Source organism: Microbulbifer sp. NBRC 101763, assembly GCF_040371615.1.
GTDB lineage: Bacteria > Pseudomonadota > Gammaproteobacteria > Pseudomonadales > Cellvibrionaceae > Microbulbifer > Microbulbifer variabilis.
This window is the reverse complement of the sequence record NZ_BAABQV010000013.1, coordinates 1-15,110: the sequence shown is the minus strand read 5'-3', so window position 1 is coordinate 15,110 and position 15,110 is coordinate 1. Positions and strand designations below refer to the sequence as shown.

The window sequence follows — 15,110 nt, the reverse complement described above, 5'->3', positions numbered from 1 at the left end:
CCATGGAAGAGTTTATTTATAGTGAGTACGCGGCCTTATCAAAATTAATAAATCCTAACATAAAGAATACGAGGGTTTGTTCCGCAACCCGATGTAATCTCAGGATCATAAGTGATCATTACTTCTCTATTACCCATAAGGGCTGCTAAAACTATAGATTGAATATCATCAGAACCTTCGTCATCTTGAATTCTAAATGCCAAGAGCTCTCCAGTTGATTTACTTTCTAGCTGTACTGTCCGACAGTTTGGTGAATGGTGTCCTTCAGTAAATATAATTTTACCGCGAACATTAGTTGAGTCCGCCGAAACAAAAGGTGCGGCTGAAGCTAAAAGTAATGCCCCCAGAGTTTTTTTAAGATTCATGTTTCTTATCTGTCTTATTATAAAGGAGGAGTAGCTTACTTATTTTTTGACTACTTTCAACCAAAAAACTAAATAGGAAATTTCTACCTCATGGATTTTAGCTTGACAAGATTTGCCTATGGGTCGAGTGCTACTTTGGGGCGATTGAGTTTGTATGTCCGAACCTTCTATACGGTAGAGCGTCCATGGTTGGGTAACCGACCGTTTGAGGGCTGTATCCCTGAGGGCCTGTACCTCTGTGAGCCCTATAGTTCTGCCAAGTATTCTAACGTGTGGGAACTAAAGAAAGTTCCGGGTCGCTCGACAATCCTGATTCACGCCGCCAACTACGCCTCTGATGTTCAAGGAGGTATTGGAATTGGTATGCCTCTTGCTCCGGGTGCCTGATTGGTAACCCAGTCGCGCAAAGCTATGAAGGAATTACGAGGCGTTTTGCTACCAAGATTTGAATTAAGTGTCACTCACTATATTCCGGAATAACCATGATTACAGCTATATAAGAGTTGATTGGTAAGGTTATAGATAAGGCATTCCCTGACAAGGCTGAGGCTAACCGTCTCAAGGCTAAGGTGGATGCTAAGCTCATTACAATGGACCTGGAGGAGCTCAAGCGGGCTACCCAGGTGATTACTACGGAAGCTATAGGTGACTCATGGATACAGAGAAACTGGCGACCGCTAACAATGCTGACGTTCGTAGGATTGATCGTGGCTCATTGGCTGGGGTGGACAGCTCCAAACCTCGGCAAGGAACAAGCGCTCGCCCTCCAGGGGGTAGTAAAAATCGGCCTCGGTGGTTATGTCGTGGGGCGCAGCGCTGAGAAGGCTATCAAAACCTGGAAGCAGTCATGACTTTCCAGGGCGCAGTAAAAGAAATAACAGAAAAAACTAGTTATCTCACTGCTGTTAGTGTAGGCACTTTTGCCGGGTGGCTTGCAGATAACTGGTTAGGTTTTGCTGGTGTACAGATAGCTGCAGCAAGCCTTGCCGTTAACTAGTATTACAATCACAATAGATAAAAAATATAGGAAAGGCTGTAGGGAAAACTCTGATGAAAGTCAGTGTTAGCCAGGATACCTCAGCATTTGATCGTGCTTCTGCTGATCTGCAGCGTCAACTCCCTTATGCCAGCTCTGTAGCCCTAAATAATGTGGCCTTTCGTATCCGGGGAGAAGAGCGCACAGCTATCTTGAATATCCACCCCAAATTCCTGCTGTGTGATATTGCCGATGAGAGTGCCGCAAAGGTTGCCTCGGAGTCAGAGTTTGAAGTAGGTGTTTCTGAGAAATCCAACACTGTACCCGACAGCGTGCGCAATATTGCCAGCATGATCTCCGATGGTCGCCTTTGCGGGCACAATAGCTGGTACGTCAATGCTGACCCGGTAGCGCACGACACTATCGAAGTGCTCTACTTGGACGGACAGTAGGCCCCAGTACTGGAACAGCAAAACGGCTGGAATATCGACGGGGTGGAACTCAAAGTGCGCCTTGACGCCGTCACCAAAGCCTGGGACGCAAAAGGTATAGTGAAACCCCCTAAAACCTAATATCCAACTCAGCTTGAAAGAATCCAAAAAGGGCCACTTATTGCGGCCTTTTTTATTGCAGTAGCTCTAACCCAGGCGGGGAAATGAAATGGCTACTAATTTTGTACAAGACGGGTGCGTGCTGGATTAAACTAATAACACCAGCGCAGCTATCGTTTACGGCCAAGTAGTGGCCATCGGTGCATTACTGGGAGTGGCCCTTGACAATATTGCGATTGGAGCGAGCGGGATCGTCGCCATTGAAGGCGTATTCATGGTGCCCAAGGTAACCGGGGCAGGGATTGCAAGGGGCAAACCTTTACTTGGGATGTTTCCGCAAAAGCCTTTGATGATGCTACAGCTACAGCTACAGCTACAGCTACAGCTACAGCTACAGCTACAGCTACAGCTACAGCTACAGCTACAAGCGGCGATATCACCGGTCCCACTGCCTTCGCCGCAGAGGATGGTGTTACCAGTGTTGCAGTGAAGTTTACCGGCGTATCAGGCTCGGTAAAAGACTAGGTGATTTATGGACCTGGACCAAAGAGCCGCAGAGCGCGCGTTTCGCAAATTGAGTAAGCCCGCTACCTATATATACAGACGGTAGCGGTGGTGAGTCTATAGAGTGCCGAGTGATTTGCGAGAAGGGCCTTGATGGATTTTCTAAAGAGCGGGTGCGGGTACAACGCATTGAGTTCAGCTTACTAGTGAGTGAGATAGGAGCTCATAGCATCGAAGCTATGATTAACCTTAATCGGCAGAAATTCAAAGTGCGTCAGCTGTTGGAGGATGATGGGGTTGTGGGCGGGTACAGGGGGATGGGTAGTCCAAGCTGGCAGATCAGCAGGGAATATCTGATTACTGTGGCTGAAATTTATAGAATTGTTTAAAATAACGAATGGAAATTTGCCGAGATAGCAGTTACAACTGTGGATAATTGTCACCAAAAGCAAGCTTCCAGTAAAATTTTATATTAGCGAAGAGGGATAAATGAAAAAGTATTTGGTTCTAGTATTGATGTTTATTTCGATGAATTCATTTGCTGGTGCAGGATATATTACCACGGGTGCTACAGTGACAAAAGTATCAGCAACTTCACAGAATGCAGATGCTTTTTGGGTATGGTATTCATCAGGTACAGATAAGTGCTCAGGAAAGGTAAAATTTCAGCTTGCTAATGCAGGGACTGAAGGAGTATTTCAACGAACTTTTACGCTAGCAACGACAGCTTTAGTTTCTGGCAAGCGAGTTGATGTTTATAGTTATACGGATGATACTGATTGTATGTCAGCGGTTTCAATCGATCTAATTGGTTAGTTTAATTTTTTTTTAAATATTCCCTAAAAGATATAAGTCAGCGAAAATGTTGAGTTTTAAAGAAGCTACCATAATTTTACACTCTTAATATTGCATTAGGTGAAGTCATTTAAATAGCTTGCTTGGTCTTTCCGCGATTAGGAGCGGGAGAAGTTTTGGTTTAGAGTAGCTCTCTTTCTAGATTTTATATTGAGCGTCAAGTTGTCAATTTATTAAAGTAGGAATTACATGAAAAAAATTTTGAAACTAACAGTAGTAACTTTGGCAGTCTTTCTATCAGGATGTGGGCTAATCAAAGAAAAAAGACAGTTAGCTATTTCAGAAGTCTACACAAGTTTAGACTCAGCTGCCTCAGAAGTTCCTTCCATGTTAAAGCTTAGTAGAGGGGATTCGCTTCAAATAGAAATTAGCGAAGGTCTATCACCTCGGCTAAAAAGAGGTGAACATACAGATTATTTTGAAGTGGTAGAAGTTGAGGGTGCTAAAGAGACGGAATTCTCTTTAGTGCTTCACGCCATGTGTGATTGCTTAGGTTTGAGGAAATGGGCAGTGCTATCAGAAGTATACTTAGTTAGCCCTTCTGGCAAACAAGTTGAGTTGCATCGGTCAGGTTTGCAGTCTATGACGGTTGCAGGTGAATTTAAGGAAATGGGTCCTCACAAGTTTATTATTATTGCTTCCTCTAAATATGAAGGTCAGAAAATGGGAAGTATTGACGGTTATCTACCACTTGGTAAACCTGCACAAGTTATTGAACTTAGTTTACCTTTAACTGTTCACCCTACAGGTACGCTAAAGGTTGAATATGAGTAAACTTAAATATGGAATCATACTGATTCTGTCTTGCTTGCTTGTAACTTCGTGTGCGACTTACAATCAAAAAGAAATTGTTAATACTTATCTTGCAAAAAAAGATACTTCATATAACAAGTTTCCTATAAAGAATCTCTTTTCTTATGCGAATGACTGCAAAAATCATGGTGAGAATGAATTTTGCTCTTGTGTTGAATGGGCTAAAGACTCTTCAGGTAAATTACCAAAACCCGAATTTGGATTGGAAGACGAGGAGAAATATATGGATCAAGCACTTCCTGCTCTAATGGATTATTTCGATAAGTTAGAATCTTGTGAAGTGTTTGCGCCGATTTCAATTGATTTTGAAGTGCCGGCCAATACGGCTGTCGCAGAAAGAATTTTACTGGAAAATCAAGATAAAATACTTACGCCAGAAAATTCTAGTGATATTGAAAATATTCAGAAAGAGATAGGGTGGACTTTCAAAGTTAGTAGTGTCAAAAAGAAGCCCAGCTTTACTAGAGGGAGCTTTGTATATACGGGGAGAGTTGGAGATCAGGAGAGGTTTGATTACTCAGGTAGTGATTCAAAGTATGCCTATATCAATGGTGTAAGGCATTTTCTTGACAAAAAACAGAGCCCAAACATATTTAAAGTTAGTGGGTTGGGTGCGTGTAAGTTTGTATTGGGAGAATGCATATATGGACCTCCTGGTGATAGAAAGAAAGTTTTTACTGTTTTTGAAAATGGTGTTTGGATTCATAATGTTGGAGCTCTTTCAATAAGACATAGAATGTTAAAAAAAATGATCTACGATAGAAGTGGAATTCCTCTTTATGAATATTGGGAGAAGCCCAATTTTACATATGAAGCAATAAGACATGAAAAAAAATATTTTTAGGGTGAATGTAGCTGGTTTTTTGTGAAGATAGTTATATCTAAATGGGCTCTAAAATAGGATCTCCCTTTAAATTTGTCTAGTCATCACAGAAAAGGTATTTCGGTCGCAAGGCGCTGCTGTGCTATCGATATCTGAACCCGCACTAGCGGGTTTTTTTATGTCCGAAATTCATGGAGCGATCCCTAATGACCCAACGCATAACAATACGCGATGCCGTACAAAGCAAGCTACAAACCCTATCCGGCTATACATTCCCATTTCTTGGGATCACAGAAGATATAGATTCAAAAAGGCTATCGGCCATTGTGCTGGGCTTTACTACCGAAAAATCTGGTCACGACATTCATGGCGGTAACAATCGACAGCTGAATCTGTTTATATCTAAACTCTTTTTCATGGTTTTATTGTACCCTGGGTTTATCAAATGAGCAGTAAGTTTTGGCTCCCGAAGTTAGAGGATTTGTTAACTACTTAATTGTTTTAAGCTTAAAACGAAACGTTCGTGCCATTAGTTTTATTAAATTCTTTTAGTTTTATAAGTGATTCACATGGCGGCGATACTTTTGGTCTGATAATATCTCGAGCGATATAAATGCAAGGAGATAAGAGATGGAGTTTAGGTATTTTTTAGCTATATTTTTGATTTTTTTTGGCGTCAAAGCGGTAGCTTCAAATAATGTTATAGACTATGGTGCCATTCCGAATGATGGTATTGATGATACTGCTGCCTTTCACAGAGCGATTGAGAATTCTGATTCTATTATTTACGTCCCTGCGGGCGAGTTTAATCTATCCGCCAGATTGAATTTTAAAGGTGATACCCTTTCTATTAAAGGGGATGGAATTGGAGTTTCTAAGCTTGTATGGGAGTCTGGTTCCAATGGTATTTATGTTGAGCCACCTTCAGGGAAGCACAAAGCGGCTGTGATTCAAGGGCTTACTTTATTTACTAAGTCATCAAATTCTGGTAGTGCTTATCAGTATAATGGGAAAAATAGCATTGTTAATGATCATATTCAGCCAAGAACTAGGCCCAAAGTTATAGTTCGTGATGTAGAGTTGTCAGGTTACACAGGAGCAACTAATAGTGGCTGGAATACTGGCTTAATAATTGACACTGCTCTAGGGGTCCACATAGATGGATATTATTTTTCTGGTCAAGTAAAGAATAGTACAAATACCCCATTGAGTAGTAGGGGGATATGGATGAGGGGGAGTGGTCACTCTGTCCAGGTTACAATCGAAGAGGCTGAGATTTACTATACCAATATTGCGATAGATGTGACGAATCATGAGGGACTTTATATCTCAGAAAGCAATCTTGTATTTGTTAATTATGGTCTAAAATTTGCGAACTCCGCTGTTGAGCCACAGTTAAATTTATCAAACTCTCATCTTAATTGTAAAATTGGTTGTGTTTGGCTTGATAAAGTTGCTCAAGTAAGTATTAAAGATAATTTGATGTATGGGCACCATACATCTAGTCAGTCTGTATTTGGTGTGCAGCTATTTAGTGGCTCAGATCATTATAATATTTCTAATAATACATTTATTAACACTTCAGGATCTTTTGGTTTTAATGGTGTTGTTGTTCATTCGGATAAGGGTATTATATCTGGAAATATTTTTTCGCTAAAAAATAAAGGGGCAGGGGTTTGGTTTAAAAGTTCTGCGAGCTATGGTAAAGCTATCAATAACATTTGTAATAGTTGTGCTACTAAAGGATTGAATCAAGGCGGTGGTACTAATAGTATTAATTGGTTATGGTAGTTAGAAGCTATACTGAAATGAATGAGCGTAAATTGTAAATCTTAAGTAATCTATTCTAGATATGTAATATTTTTGAATTTCAGCTGGTTGCTGAAAATAATATAAGAAAGCTGTTTTCTGCCATAAATACTGAAACCCGCAATAGTGGGTTTTTTATGCCCAAAATTCCCGGAGCAATTCCAATTACCCTACGCATCACACATCCGCAATATGGTTTTAAACAAGCAGTAAACTCTATACGGCTACACACTCCCACCCTCTGGCACCACAGAAGAAATTGATTCATTAAAACTGCCATCCATTGTGGTGGGCTTTATAATCGAAAACACTGAATACGAAATGCATGGCGCACCAGTAGGTAGCTGGATCTTACTATTGCCGTGGTAGTAAAGAGCGATGGCGATATGTATGCCGCACTGGATCAAGCGGCTGCAGATATTGTGAGTGTCCTCCAAGATGACGCGACCCTGGGCAAAACCTGTGACTTATTCCTACTCAGTCAAACCCAGAATGTTACAAAACAAAATTTTCCCGCAGCGATGATGGCAGCTCTTATTAGCCAGTGGCTGGCATGTTGGATATCGACCCCGGTGAAGAGTTGCGCGGTTCTGTTGAGATGACGCCGATTGATGGCATCAGCGATTAAATGGACTACGACTCTTCCGGCTTACATGATGCTGGCGAGGTCTCTATTACCTTGATCTGGAAAGAGGACGATAGCGGCCAACAGGCTCTGCGTGATGATTACGACATAGGAAATCGCAGAGTATGCCGCCCGGATGTTGTGTATGAGTGTTAGCGGTAAGGTCCGTGTGCTCAACACTATCCGTACCGAAGACGTGTTAGTGACCGCTTCCTTTCGGACTAAACAGAGGAAGCGTGATTGCTGTTTAAGCAGGCTTGTATGATAATCCGATACGCTTTGGTGCTCCAGGATGAAGTGTTTGGATCTAATGACTGAATTATTTTTAGTCCTGTAATTCTGGCTGTGGTAGCATTGCGCCAAAAAAATAGATGGACAGTTAGAGGCTATGATAAACGTGAAATTAAATGTTAATCAAGAAGGGTTCTCAAAGGGTATAAAATTTTTATTGCTTACTATATTCCTTATGCCGACTGTAGCGCTGGCAGGGATTTCGCGTCACAACAGTGTAGATTGGGTTCTGGTCAGTAGTAATAAAATGAATAAAGCTAGTTTTGTCCAGTTTAAAAACAAGCTTGAAAATGATGAATGTTTCATGGGTAGTAATTCTGCGAGAATACGCTTTTCAAGTGATGATAGCTCATTGTTATCGTTACTTCTCACTGCTAAAGCCGCATCACTGAAGGTTGGTTTTTATTACAATACGAAAACTGATTTGCCAGATGTCACAGGTCATGGGACGGCAGAATGTGAGATTGTTAATGTGTGGTTAGAGTCTTAATAATATCGGTATATGTAATATATTTTTTAATTGCTAGCAGTATATGGTTAGCTGAGGTTATATGAAAACTTTTTCTACATTTTTTCTTTTGGTTAGTATTTCAATTTCTGTAAGTGCAGAGACTACTAAATGGCTTGCACCTGATAATATTCAAGAGTTTTATCCAGATCGTGGCGGCGTAAATGTGGTTTTGGCGAAAGTCTCTTCGGATTATTCTATATGTAATGATGGGCGCAGATTTTATTTACCTTTAACTCATCCAAATTATGAGGTTACATCTTCAACACTTCTCACTTCATTTGCCTCCGGGAAGAGGGTCAAGCTCATTATCAAACAAATCTCTGGCTGTGCTCCTGAAATAGACAGGGTTGTTCTTGTTAATTACTAGACTCGGCAGCCTAGTTAGTCATGCTGCTTATGCTGGCTAGCCCTTTGGAAGCATTATTTGCTTAGATTGATGCGCGGGGCATTGTGGATATGAATTTAAAATTATTTTTTTAAAAGATAATTATTACATTACTGTCCTGCCTTATCCCAACTATGAAGACCCGGCACTCGACCCTGAAGTACAGCAGGCAATCGACAAGGCCGAAGCCGCTCAGGCGGATGCTGATGCCGCGTTGGCAGACCTGGATAACATCGCTGCTGATGGTGTTTTACATCAAAACGAAAAGCTCATTGTGATTTGTGAGTATGCCCAACTTCAGGCAGAGCAAGCGGGTATTGAAGCGCAGGCTGACGGTGCCGGTTTGGTTATCGAAAAAGGAAACTACTCCGGCAATTTAGCGGCACTTGCCAGTTACCTGGGAGGACTGTCTCCAACCTGGAACGATACCGCAGCCAGCACTTCTATCAGCCGCACTATTTGGAATGCCAACTGGGAGGCGGCCTACAGTGCGCGCCAGGTTCTGCTTAACGCCATCGCCCAACAAGCACGCGACGCGGGGATGGTCGGGGCCACACTGCAGTTTCAGTGGGAAGGACGGCCTACCGGACTAATCTGGCCCACCAATACCAACTATGCCGGCGGCACCAAGTATTCTTTTAATGCCATAGCCGGCCGAGGCTTTATCCATGTGTTGGCCTATGATGCCGAGGGTGGCCCGCGCGTTGGTTTGAATGGTGTACAAGTTGGGGTAATGAGTGGGCCGAATGAGGGCACCCAGTGGTATTCCTTCCCGGTCACTCTGCAGGCTGGTGCCAATGAAATCTCTATCTGGTCCAACGCCGCAGATGGGGGAAGTTACGGGGGTATTGTGGTTACCCTCGGCGGTAGTGGTGACCCCGAGGCATTACTAGGCGTGTCTGCAGCAGATGCCAAAGCCGAGGCCGCCGCCAATGCAGCTGCAGAAGCGCAGACCGATGCCGCCGCCGCACTGCTGGACCTCAGCAATATTGCCGCAGATGGCAAACTCCACCCAACAGAGAAATTAACCGCAGTACGTGAATACAACCAGATCCTGGCAGAGCAGGGCGATATAGAAGGGCAGGCCAATAGCTACGGGATCACCACTGAGAAAACCAACTACAGCGGCGCGATAACAGCACTCTCCAGTTATCTCAGCGGCGCAGGTCTGGGCAATACCTCAACAGTTACCAGCATCGATCGCATCACCTGGAAAGCCAAATGGCAGGCGGTATACAGCGCACGGCAAAAGGTGTTGATTAAGATCGATCAGATTGCCGGTGCTCGCGCAGACTGGGAAGAAATCTACGGGACCAATAAACCCGAGGACGGTGCCACCGTTGGCGCTACTGCACAGGAACGCGCTCAGATTCGATCAATGCGGAATACCTTTTTAGAGGACTTTTCTGATAGTAATTATCCGCAGTATTGGGAAAATTATGCTGCTGGCACTCAAGCTTTATACACAGACAGCAGCCAAGTAAAGATTGGTGGTAGCGCGGCTCGCCTTGTTGATTCTGTGACAATGTTGCATCAGGAGAAAATTCCTTTTGACCCCAGTAAGTTGTACCGGCTTGAGGCCAGGGTTTATGTGTATAGCAATGGTGATGCTGATCGCACCATGTATGCCGGCGTGGCCGGGTATGATGGTGCGGGCAAGCTCTGTAACACCACCGGCGTCGAAAATGTAAGCAGTCAGCACTACATTTTGGGTGCAGGTTTAAATCTAGTAGGGCAGTACTGGCAGACGCTGGTGGCCTATGTAAAAGGCAATACTAGTGGCAATGCTGACTACAGTGGCGCCAGAGGGGCAAACCATATTGGCAACCCGGCCAAGCTGCAGAACAAAGTACGTTTTATTACCCCGATTTTTTATTGTAATTATCCAACTAAAACGGGCGTTACCTTAATTGATTATGTAAAAATCGATGTGGTGGAAGTGCAGGACCAGCGCAATCTGCCGATGATTCAATCTGGTATCGCTAGTCTGCCAACCAGTTCCGCGCTATCCGCCTCAGATGATGGCAGTACCGCAAAAATCACAATTGCCGCGCACTCAGTGCAGTTTGGTTTCGGCACTGTTAATTACAACAGCGGCAGTATTACCGGGTTGTCTTTCAACACAAAATATTATGTGTACTGTGATGATCCAGGCACTCAGGGCGGTGCGGTTACCTATTACGCGACCACAAACATTTACCAGCTGGCCGCCAGCACCTGGCGCCGAGGTATAGGCACCATTACAACCCCGAGCAATGGAGGTGGAACCACAGTCCCTAGAGATCCCTGGTGCGTTGCCGTAGGCAGTTGGCTGCGCGAGGGTTTACTTGCGGAAAACTGCGAAAGCGGCGACTTGATCGACTGCTGGGATACCGGGGACGAGGAAACCCACCGAAGCTCCATTATTGGCGCGGTAGATGCAGAGCCGGAAATACCCTGCGTATTGCTCACCACAACAAGCGGTGCCCAAGTAATTTGTAGCCGCGAAACCCCCGTTACCGATCGTGCAGGCCAAGTGTATGAGGTGCAGTACTGCGAGGGCGTTGAGCTGGGTGTACTGCATGAAGAAGAACCGCTCACCTGGGAGCGTGTCGAGCGGGTCGAATGCGCCGGCCTGCGTACTGTGTACAAGGTCTCTGTAGGTGGCAAGAGCTACGCTGCTGGCGTTGATCCCCAGCACCGGATCATCACCCATAACGGCGTACATAAATCTGATTAAGCAAAGGAATAGATAATGCCCAGTTTTTCCCCCGTAACAGTGCCAGGCCTGGAGGCCTGGCAGTTCGCCTACAGCATCGACGACGGCCACAGTGCCGGCAGCATTGTGCGCGCAACGGTAACCCAGACCACAGAGCCCACTAATAGCGATGCTCAGGCTGTTGCGGTACTTAAATGCTCTATTGCCGTAATCGACAACCAAAACACAGTACAAACTGATGGTGCCGGCGATCTAATGTCCAGCGTTTATGTAACCACCGAGACTCTGCAGACCGATGCAGGCCAGCCGGTAAACGTCGCCGATCATGCTGCTGATTTAGTAGCGAGTTGTATTGTTGAGGTGGCCAATCGCCTGGCTGTGCATAGTTCTATTGCGGCTATGGCGATACCGAGTGGATGATACTAGCCGTGGTTTTCAGTAGTGGAGAGGGCGTGCCGCTGGTGCGAAAGCCCGAATTAAAGAGCCATGGCTTACATCTACAGAAAGTCCCCCCTAACTTATTGATTTAATTATGGGTAAAATGTGTTCAAGAGCGGGAAGTTGAACCAGACGACTTGAGCCAATGGCTCACTATCTCTGGTTGTTATTTAGACAATAGTTTGTAACCTGCTGTAAATAAAGGCTTTTCTGCGGAGCTTGGAGGCTCCCTCCCAGAAATAGTGGCTAAATGGATAGTGAGCCACTGGCTCATTAATAAACTGTTATGCAAGCTAGGAGCTCAAGTGGTTATCAGTATTGAAACAATAGACCTACTACTTATCTTGGCCTGGTTAGTTGCTTATATGTACTTGGCTGGGAATTTCATGATGATTGCAATGGAAAGGAAGATCCAGCTATCAGTCAAAGATTGGAAGGCCAGTGTGCTGCAGATTTTGGCGTTGCTTGATAGAACCGATAACCCGGATAGCTATATTTCTGCGAGAGTTCATCTTGTGGGTGCAGTGTTGTTAATTCTTGCTCCAATGGCTGTTAGCCTGGTTCGCAATGCATAACAAGGCCGGGCAATTTGCTTCGGGCCTTCGGCCCTCCGCGGGACAGCTTACCTTGTGCACTTTTTGCGCTGGTCGCTGCGCTCCCATTTTCGCGCAAAAAGCGCACAAGGCAAGCTGCCCCTGCCGGCGGCGTTAAGGTTCCAAAAAGAAATGGCGTTACGTATTTTAATTGGTGTTAGTTCAGCGATAGTTCTCGGAGTAACTGGCTATCTCCTAATACTGGCCGGATCAGTTTTGTCGTCGGTGTATGAAGCAAAGATTCTAGGTGGTATTTTGGCTATTCCTGGCTACATAATTGTGGCTCCAGGTTTGTTAGGTGTTGGCTTAATAGATTATTTGCCTATGCATTTAATCTTTCCCAAAGGTGGTGCTTCTGGTGTCTTCGGTAGCATCCTAATATTTGCGGTTTTATTCTGGTCAATATTTCTTAGCTTTTTATCATGCAAACAGTATTGGCCTTATAAAACCTTAACAAGGTGGTGTAGCCGCCTTCGGCTGGGACGCGCAAAAAGCGCGCGCCCCTAACCACGGCGTTAAGTGCATAGAAGATATGAGTGCTATCGAATATAAAAATCAAGGATTCAGGCTGTCGTTAGAGCCTCTAGAAATTGAGGAAAGAACTAGTTCTATTGCATTTTCTATTGTGATTTCGCTTCGAACTAAGCCTGATGACGACTCACTAGCTCAGAGCATTGAATTCAAGTATCCGTACGTTTGGATTGAGACGGATGAAATCGACCGTTTTGAGAGAGACTTAAAGCAAGCTTCTGTTGCAGAGCTTCGAGATATGAGTGGTTACATTATCTTTGTGGTACGTGAGGCTTCTGATTCTACAGAGCTAGAAATCAATCCAATTGATGAGCGCATGTCATCTGGTGAGTAAATTTTAACACCAAATTGTTATTAGGTTTTGGTGTCAAACAGGCGCTATCAAGCGTATTTAGTGAGTACCCCAAGTGGTGGTAAAAGCACTCAACAAGTTGCGGCACAATCGCCGCTACGCGGCTGGACAGTCAAACCTGCGGTTTGCCTGCCTGTGCGCAAGGCGTTATGTGTAATCGATAAGTTGGTGAGGCCCTAGTAATGAGAAGAGTAATATTGTTAACAGTATTTCTAGCGGCATGTGCTACGACTCCAGAGATGTATCAACCGAATTTAAATAAAGCGGTCTTGGTTGCCCAAAATGATGCTTGGGGAAAGTCATTTATTCCACTAGAAACCCAAGCCAATACACGGATTGAAGCAATTGATGGTGAGAAGGTATCGGATTTCTTCAATAGTACAAAAAATATTTCCATTGATCCTGGAGAACATAAGGTAGTGGTTTCTTGCTATCTACGAAGGGGAGGACTTCATCAAAAAGCGGAGCACGAGTTCATCCAAACTTTCAAGAAAGGCATAGTGTACGTTTTTGCGGGTAAGCTCGGTAAGGGCGCAGAATGTGAAGTTGATATTGAGCAACGTACATAACAATTACAATCAGGTTGCTACGGGCCTTTGGCCCTTCGCGGAACGGCCTACGCTGCGCTCCAGCCGCCCCTGTTGCGGGCGTTATGCGCCAAAAAGCAACAGATCGGATAAGACGTGAATATCGAGAATACAGAAGAGCTTATCAACTACATTCATGATGGAAATAAGGTTAAATACGTTTTCTTTTGGGGACATAGGAAACCCAAAAACGGCGTATCGAAGTCTTGTTTCAGTCAGTGGTACGATTCTCCATTCAGCTCAGAAGGCAATGAGTTTCTTACGGCAGAGCATTTCATGATGTATGAAAAAGCACGGTTGTTTGGGGATAATTCTGCAGCTGCAGAACTTCTTGAAGTCAAAGAACCAGGAGCAGCAAAAGCAGTAGGTCGTAAAGTAGCTGGATTCGATCAGGATATATGGGACAAAGAACGCTTTGATATTGTTGTTCGTGCGAATTTCGCCAAGTTTAAGAGTGATGAAAAGCTCAAAGAATTTCTTCTGAATACTGATGATAGAATTCTTGTCGAAGCGAGCCCGGTAGATAGAATTTGGGGAATAGGTTTGGCAGAAGATGATGGTAGATGTCAGAACCCTAATGAATGGAGAGGATTAAACCTTCTTGGTTTTGCATTGATGGTTGTTCGTAATCAGCTTAGAGAAAATGGCACATAACAAGGTGATGATGTTAGTTCCGCCCCTTTGGGGCTTCACCGGACGGACCACACTGCGCGCGGTCCGCCGCATATCACGGCGTTAGGTGTCATATGAAACAATTTAATCCATTTCATATATTATACATATTCATAGTGTTTCTATTACTATACATAATAGGGGTATATACTTTCTACAGCCCTCATTTTGAGGCTTTTACGGGTATGTATATAGTAGTACCTCAAATGTTGGGTGTATTTATTGCAATACCTATAGGTATATTTTTTTTATTGTTCGGTTTTTGTAAAAAAAATCTAGGAAGTAAATCTAAAAATAGGTTTATAAAATCTGGAATAATAATCTTAATTTTACAGCTTTGTTATTTTGTCATAGTTAATAACGGCTATTATCTTACGGTATAGTTTGTCCTATATTTTTTAAATTTTTTGTAGTTGATGGTTGTTTGATATAGCTACACTTAACAAATCAATCAACGGTCGCCTTCGGCTGGACAGCCAAACCTTCGGTTTGTCTGCCCGTTATTGAGGCGTTAACCCAAAGACTTGCCCACGTTTGGTAGACACCCTGTATAGTTAGGTTTAGGCCTAACACGGAGGTGTATCATGGGTAAGAAAAGAACTCAGGCGTATACGGAGGAGTTCCGTAGAGAAGCAGTTAAGAGAGCAGAAAAGCCTGGAGCAACAACGGCTTCTGTGGCTCGAGAGCTAGGCGTCAGCGCACAGCAGATCTACAACTGGCGTCGTCAATTT

23 protein-coding genes and 1 pseudogene are annotated in these 15,110 nt (G+C 43.9%); 23 read left to right on the top strand and 1 reads right to left on the bottom strand.

Going from position 1 to position 15,110, the window contains the following annotated elements; all coding sequences use genetic code 11:
* Positions 1 to 44 precede the first annotated feature (44 nt).
* On the bottom strand, positions 45 to 365 hold the full coding sequence (locus tag ABWV76_RS21495; RefSeq protein ID WP_020411164.1) for a hypothetical protein: 321 nt from the start codon (positions 363 to 365) through the stop codon (positions 45 to 47).
* 90 nt (positions 366 to 455) lie between these two features.
* Here ABWV76_RS21495 and ABWV76_RS21490 point away from each other — a divergent pair, with 90 nt between their 5' ends.
* From ABWV76_RS21490 to ABWV76_RS21380, 23 genes and pseudogenes are all read left to right on the top strand, one after another.
* Complete coding sequence (locus ABWV76_RS21490) at positions 456 to 752, top strand: DUF5675 family protein (RefSeq protein WP_353377223.1); 297 nt, start codon at positions 456 to 458, stop codon at positions 750 to 752.
* A 116-nt stretch (positions 753 to 868) separates the two neighbouring features.
* Complete coding sequence (locus ABWV76_RS21485; RefSeq protein WP_353377222.1) at positions 869 to 1,216, top strand: 3TM-type holin; 348 nt, start codon at positions 869 to 871, stop codon at positions 1,214 to 1,216.
* Entirely contained in the window at positions 1,213 to 1,362 is a 150-nt protein-coding gene (locus ABWV76_RS21480) for a hypothetical protein (RefSeq protein WP_353377221.1), read from the top strand. Before ABWV76_RS21485 ends, ABWV76_RS21480 begins: the two co-directional genes overlap by 4 nt.
* A gap of 53 nt (positions 1,363 to 1,415) precedes the next feature.
* Positions 1,416 to 1,793, top strand: a complete 378-nt coding sequence (locus ABWV76_RS21475; protein ID WP_353377220.1) for a hypothetical protein — start codon at positions 1,416 to 1,418, stop codon at positions 1,791 to 1,793.
* A 262-nt stretch (positions 1,794 to 2,055) separates the two neighbouring features.
* A pseudogene (locus ABWV76_RS21470) lies at positions 2,056 to 2,382 on the top strand (capsid cement protein); the annotation flags it as partial.
* A gap of 145 nt (positions 2,383 to 2,527) precedes the next feature.
* Entirely contained in the window at positions 2,528 to 2,785 is a 258-nt protein-coding gene (locus ABWV76_RS21465) for a hypothetical protein (protein WP_353377218.1), read from the top strand.
* 100 nt (positions 2,786 to 2,885) lie between these two features.
* Positions 2,886 to 3,212 carry a DUF5992 family protein gene (locus tag ABWV76_RS21460; protein WP_353377217.1) on the top strand — a complete coding sequence of 109 codons (327 nt, stop codon included), beginning with the start codon at positions 2,886 to 2,888 and terminating at the stop codon, positions 3,210 to 3,212.
* Between the two features lie 228 nt (positions 3,213 to 3,440).
* A complete protein-coding gene (locus tag ABWV76_RS21455) occupies positions 3,441 to 4,025 on the top strand; it encodes a hypothetical protein (protein ID WP_353377216.1) in 585 nt (194 codons plus the stop codon).
* Entirely contained in the window at positions 4,018 to 4,908 is an 891-nt protein-coding gene (locus ABWV76_RS21450; RefSeq protein WP_353377215.1) for a hypothetical protein, read from the top strand. The genes ABWV76_RS21455 and ABWV76_RS21450 overlap by 8 nt, the downstream gene beginning before the upstream one ends.
* 185 nt (positions 4,909 to 5,093) lie before the next feature.
* Complete coding sequence (locus tag ABWV76_RS21445) at positions 5,094 to 5,336, top strand: hypothetical protein (protein WP_353377214.1); 243 nt, start codon at positions 5,094 to 5,096, stop codon at positions 5,334 to 5,336.
* A gap of 181 nt (positions 5,337 to 5,517) precedes the next feature.
* Positions 5,518 to 6,678 (top strand): glycosyl hydrolase family 28-related protein, encoded by a 1,161-nt coding sequence (locus ABWV76_RS21440; protein ID WP_353377213.1) that lies wholly within the window; start codon positions 5,518 to 5,520, stop codon positions 6,676 to 6,678.
* 380 nt (positions 6,679 to 7,058) lie between these two features.
* On the top strand, positions 7,059 to 7,298 hold the full coding sequence (locus tag ABWV76_RS21435) for a hypothetical protein (protein ID WP_353377212.1): 240 nt from the start codon (positions 7,059 to 7,061) through the stop codon (positions 7,296 to 7,298).
* Between the two features lie 26 nt (positions 7,299 to 7,324).
* Positions 7,325 to 7,477 (top strand): phage tail protein, encoded by a 153-nt coding sequence (locus ABWV76_RS21430; protein WP_282951526.1) that lies wholly within the window; start codon positions 7,325 to 7,327, stop codon positions 7,475 to 7,477.
* Between the two features lie 241 nt (positions 7,478 to 7,718).
* The gene (locus ABWV76_RS21425) at positions 7,719 to 8,102 is read left to right on the top strand and encodes a hypothetical protein (protein ID WP_353377211.1); all 384 of its coding nucleotides are present in this window, start codon (positions 7,719 to 7,721) and stop codon (positions 8,100 to 8,102) included.
* 61 nt (positions 8,103 to 8,163) lie between these two features.
* Positions 8,164 to 8,490 carry a hypothetical protein gene (locus ABWV76_RS21420; protein WP_026304861.1) on the top strand — a complete coding sequence of 109 codons (327 nt, stop codon included), beginning with the start codon at positions 8,164 to 8,166 and terminating at the stop codon, positions 8,488 to 8,490.
* A 232-nt stretch (positions 8,491 to 8,722) separates the two neighbouring features.
* Positions 8,723 to 11,227, top strand: coding sequence for a hypothetical protein (locus ABWV76_RS21415; protein ID WP_353377210.1), 2,505 nt, complete (start codon positions 8,723 to 8,725; stop codon positions 11,225 to 11,227).
* A gap of 15 nt (positions 11,228 to 11,242) precedes the next feature.
* Entirely contained in the window at positions 11,243 to 11,626 is a 384-nt protein-coding gene (locus ABWV76_RS21410; RefSeq protein ID WP_353377209.1) for a hypothetical protein, read from the top strand.
* 323 nt (positions 11,627 to 11,949) lie between these two features.
* Positions 11,950 to 12,219 (top strand): hypothetical protein, encoded by a 270-nt coding sequence (locus ABWV76_RS21405; protein WP_353377208.1) that lies wholly within the window; start codon positions 11,950 to 11,952, stop codon positions 12,217 to 12,219.
* Positions 12,220 to 12,273: 54 nt separating this feature from the next.
* On the top strand, positions 12,274 to 12,744 hold the full coding sequence (locus ABWV76_RS21400; protein ID WP_353377207.1) for a hypothetical protein: 471 nt from the start codon (positions 12,274 to 12,276) through the stop codon (positions 12,742 to 12,744).
* A gap of 25 nt (positions 12,745 to 12,769) precedes the next feature.
* On the top strand, positions 12,770 to 13,102 hold the full coding sequence (locus tag ABWV76_RS21395; protein WP_353377206.1) for a hypothetical protein: 333 nt from the start codon (positions 12,770 to 12,772) through the stop codon (positions 13,100 to 13,102).
* A gap of 200 nt (positions 13,103 to 13,302) precedes the next feature.
* A complete protein-coding gene (locus ABWV76_RS21390) occupies positions 13,303 to 13,689 on the top strand; it encodes a DUF2057 domain-containing protein (RefSeq protein WP_020412076.1) in 387 nt (128 codons plus the stop codon).
* Positions 13,690 to 13,803: 114 nt separating this feature from the next.
* A complete protein-coding gene (gene ybiA / locus ABWV76_RS21385) occupies positions 13,804 to 14,361 on the top strand; it encodes a riboflavin biosynthesis intermediates N-glycosidase (protein ID WP_353377205.1) in 558 nt (185 codons plus the stop codon).
* A 602-nt stretch (positions 14,362 to 14,963) separates the two neighbouring features.
* The coding region (locus ABWV76_RS21380) for a transposase (RefSeq protein WP_353377240.1) at positions 14,964 to 15,110 on the top strand (147 nt) is incomplete at its 3' end.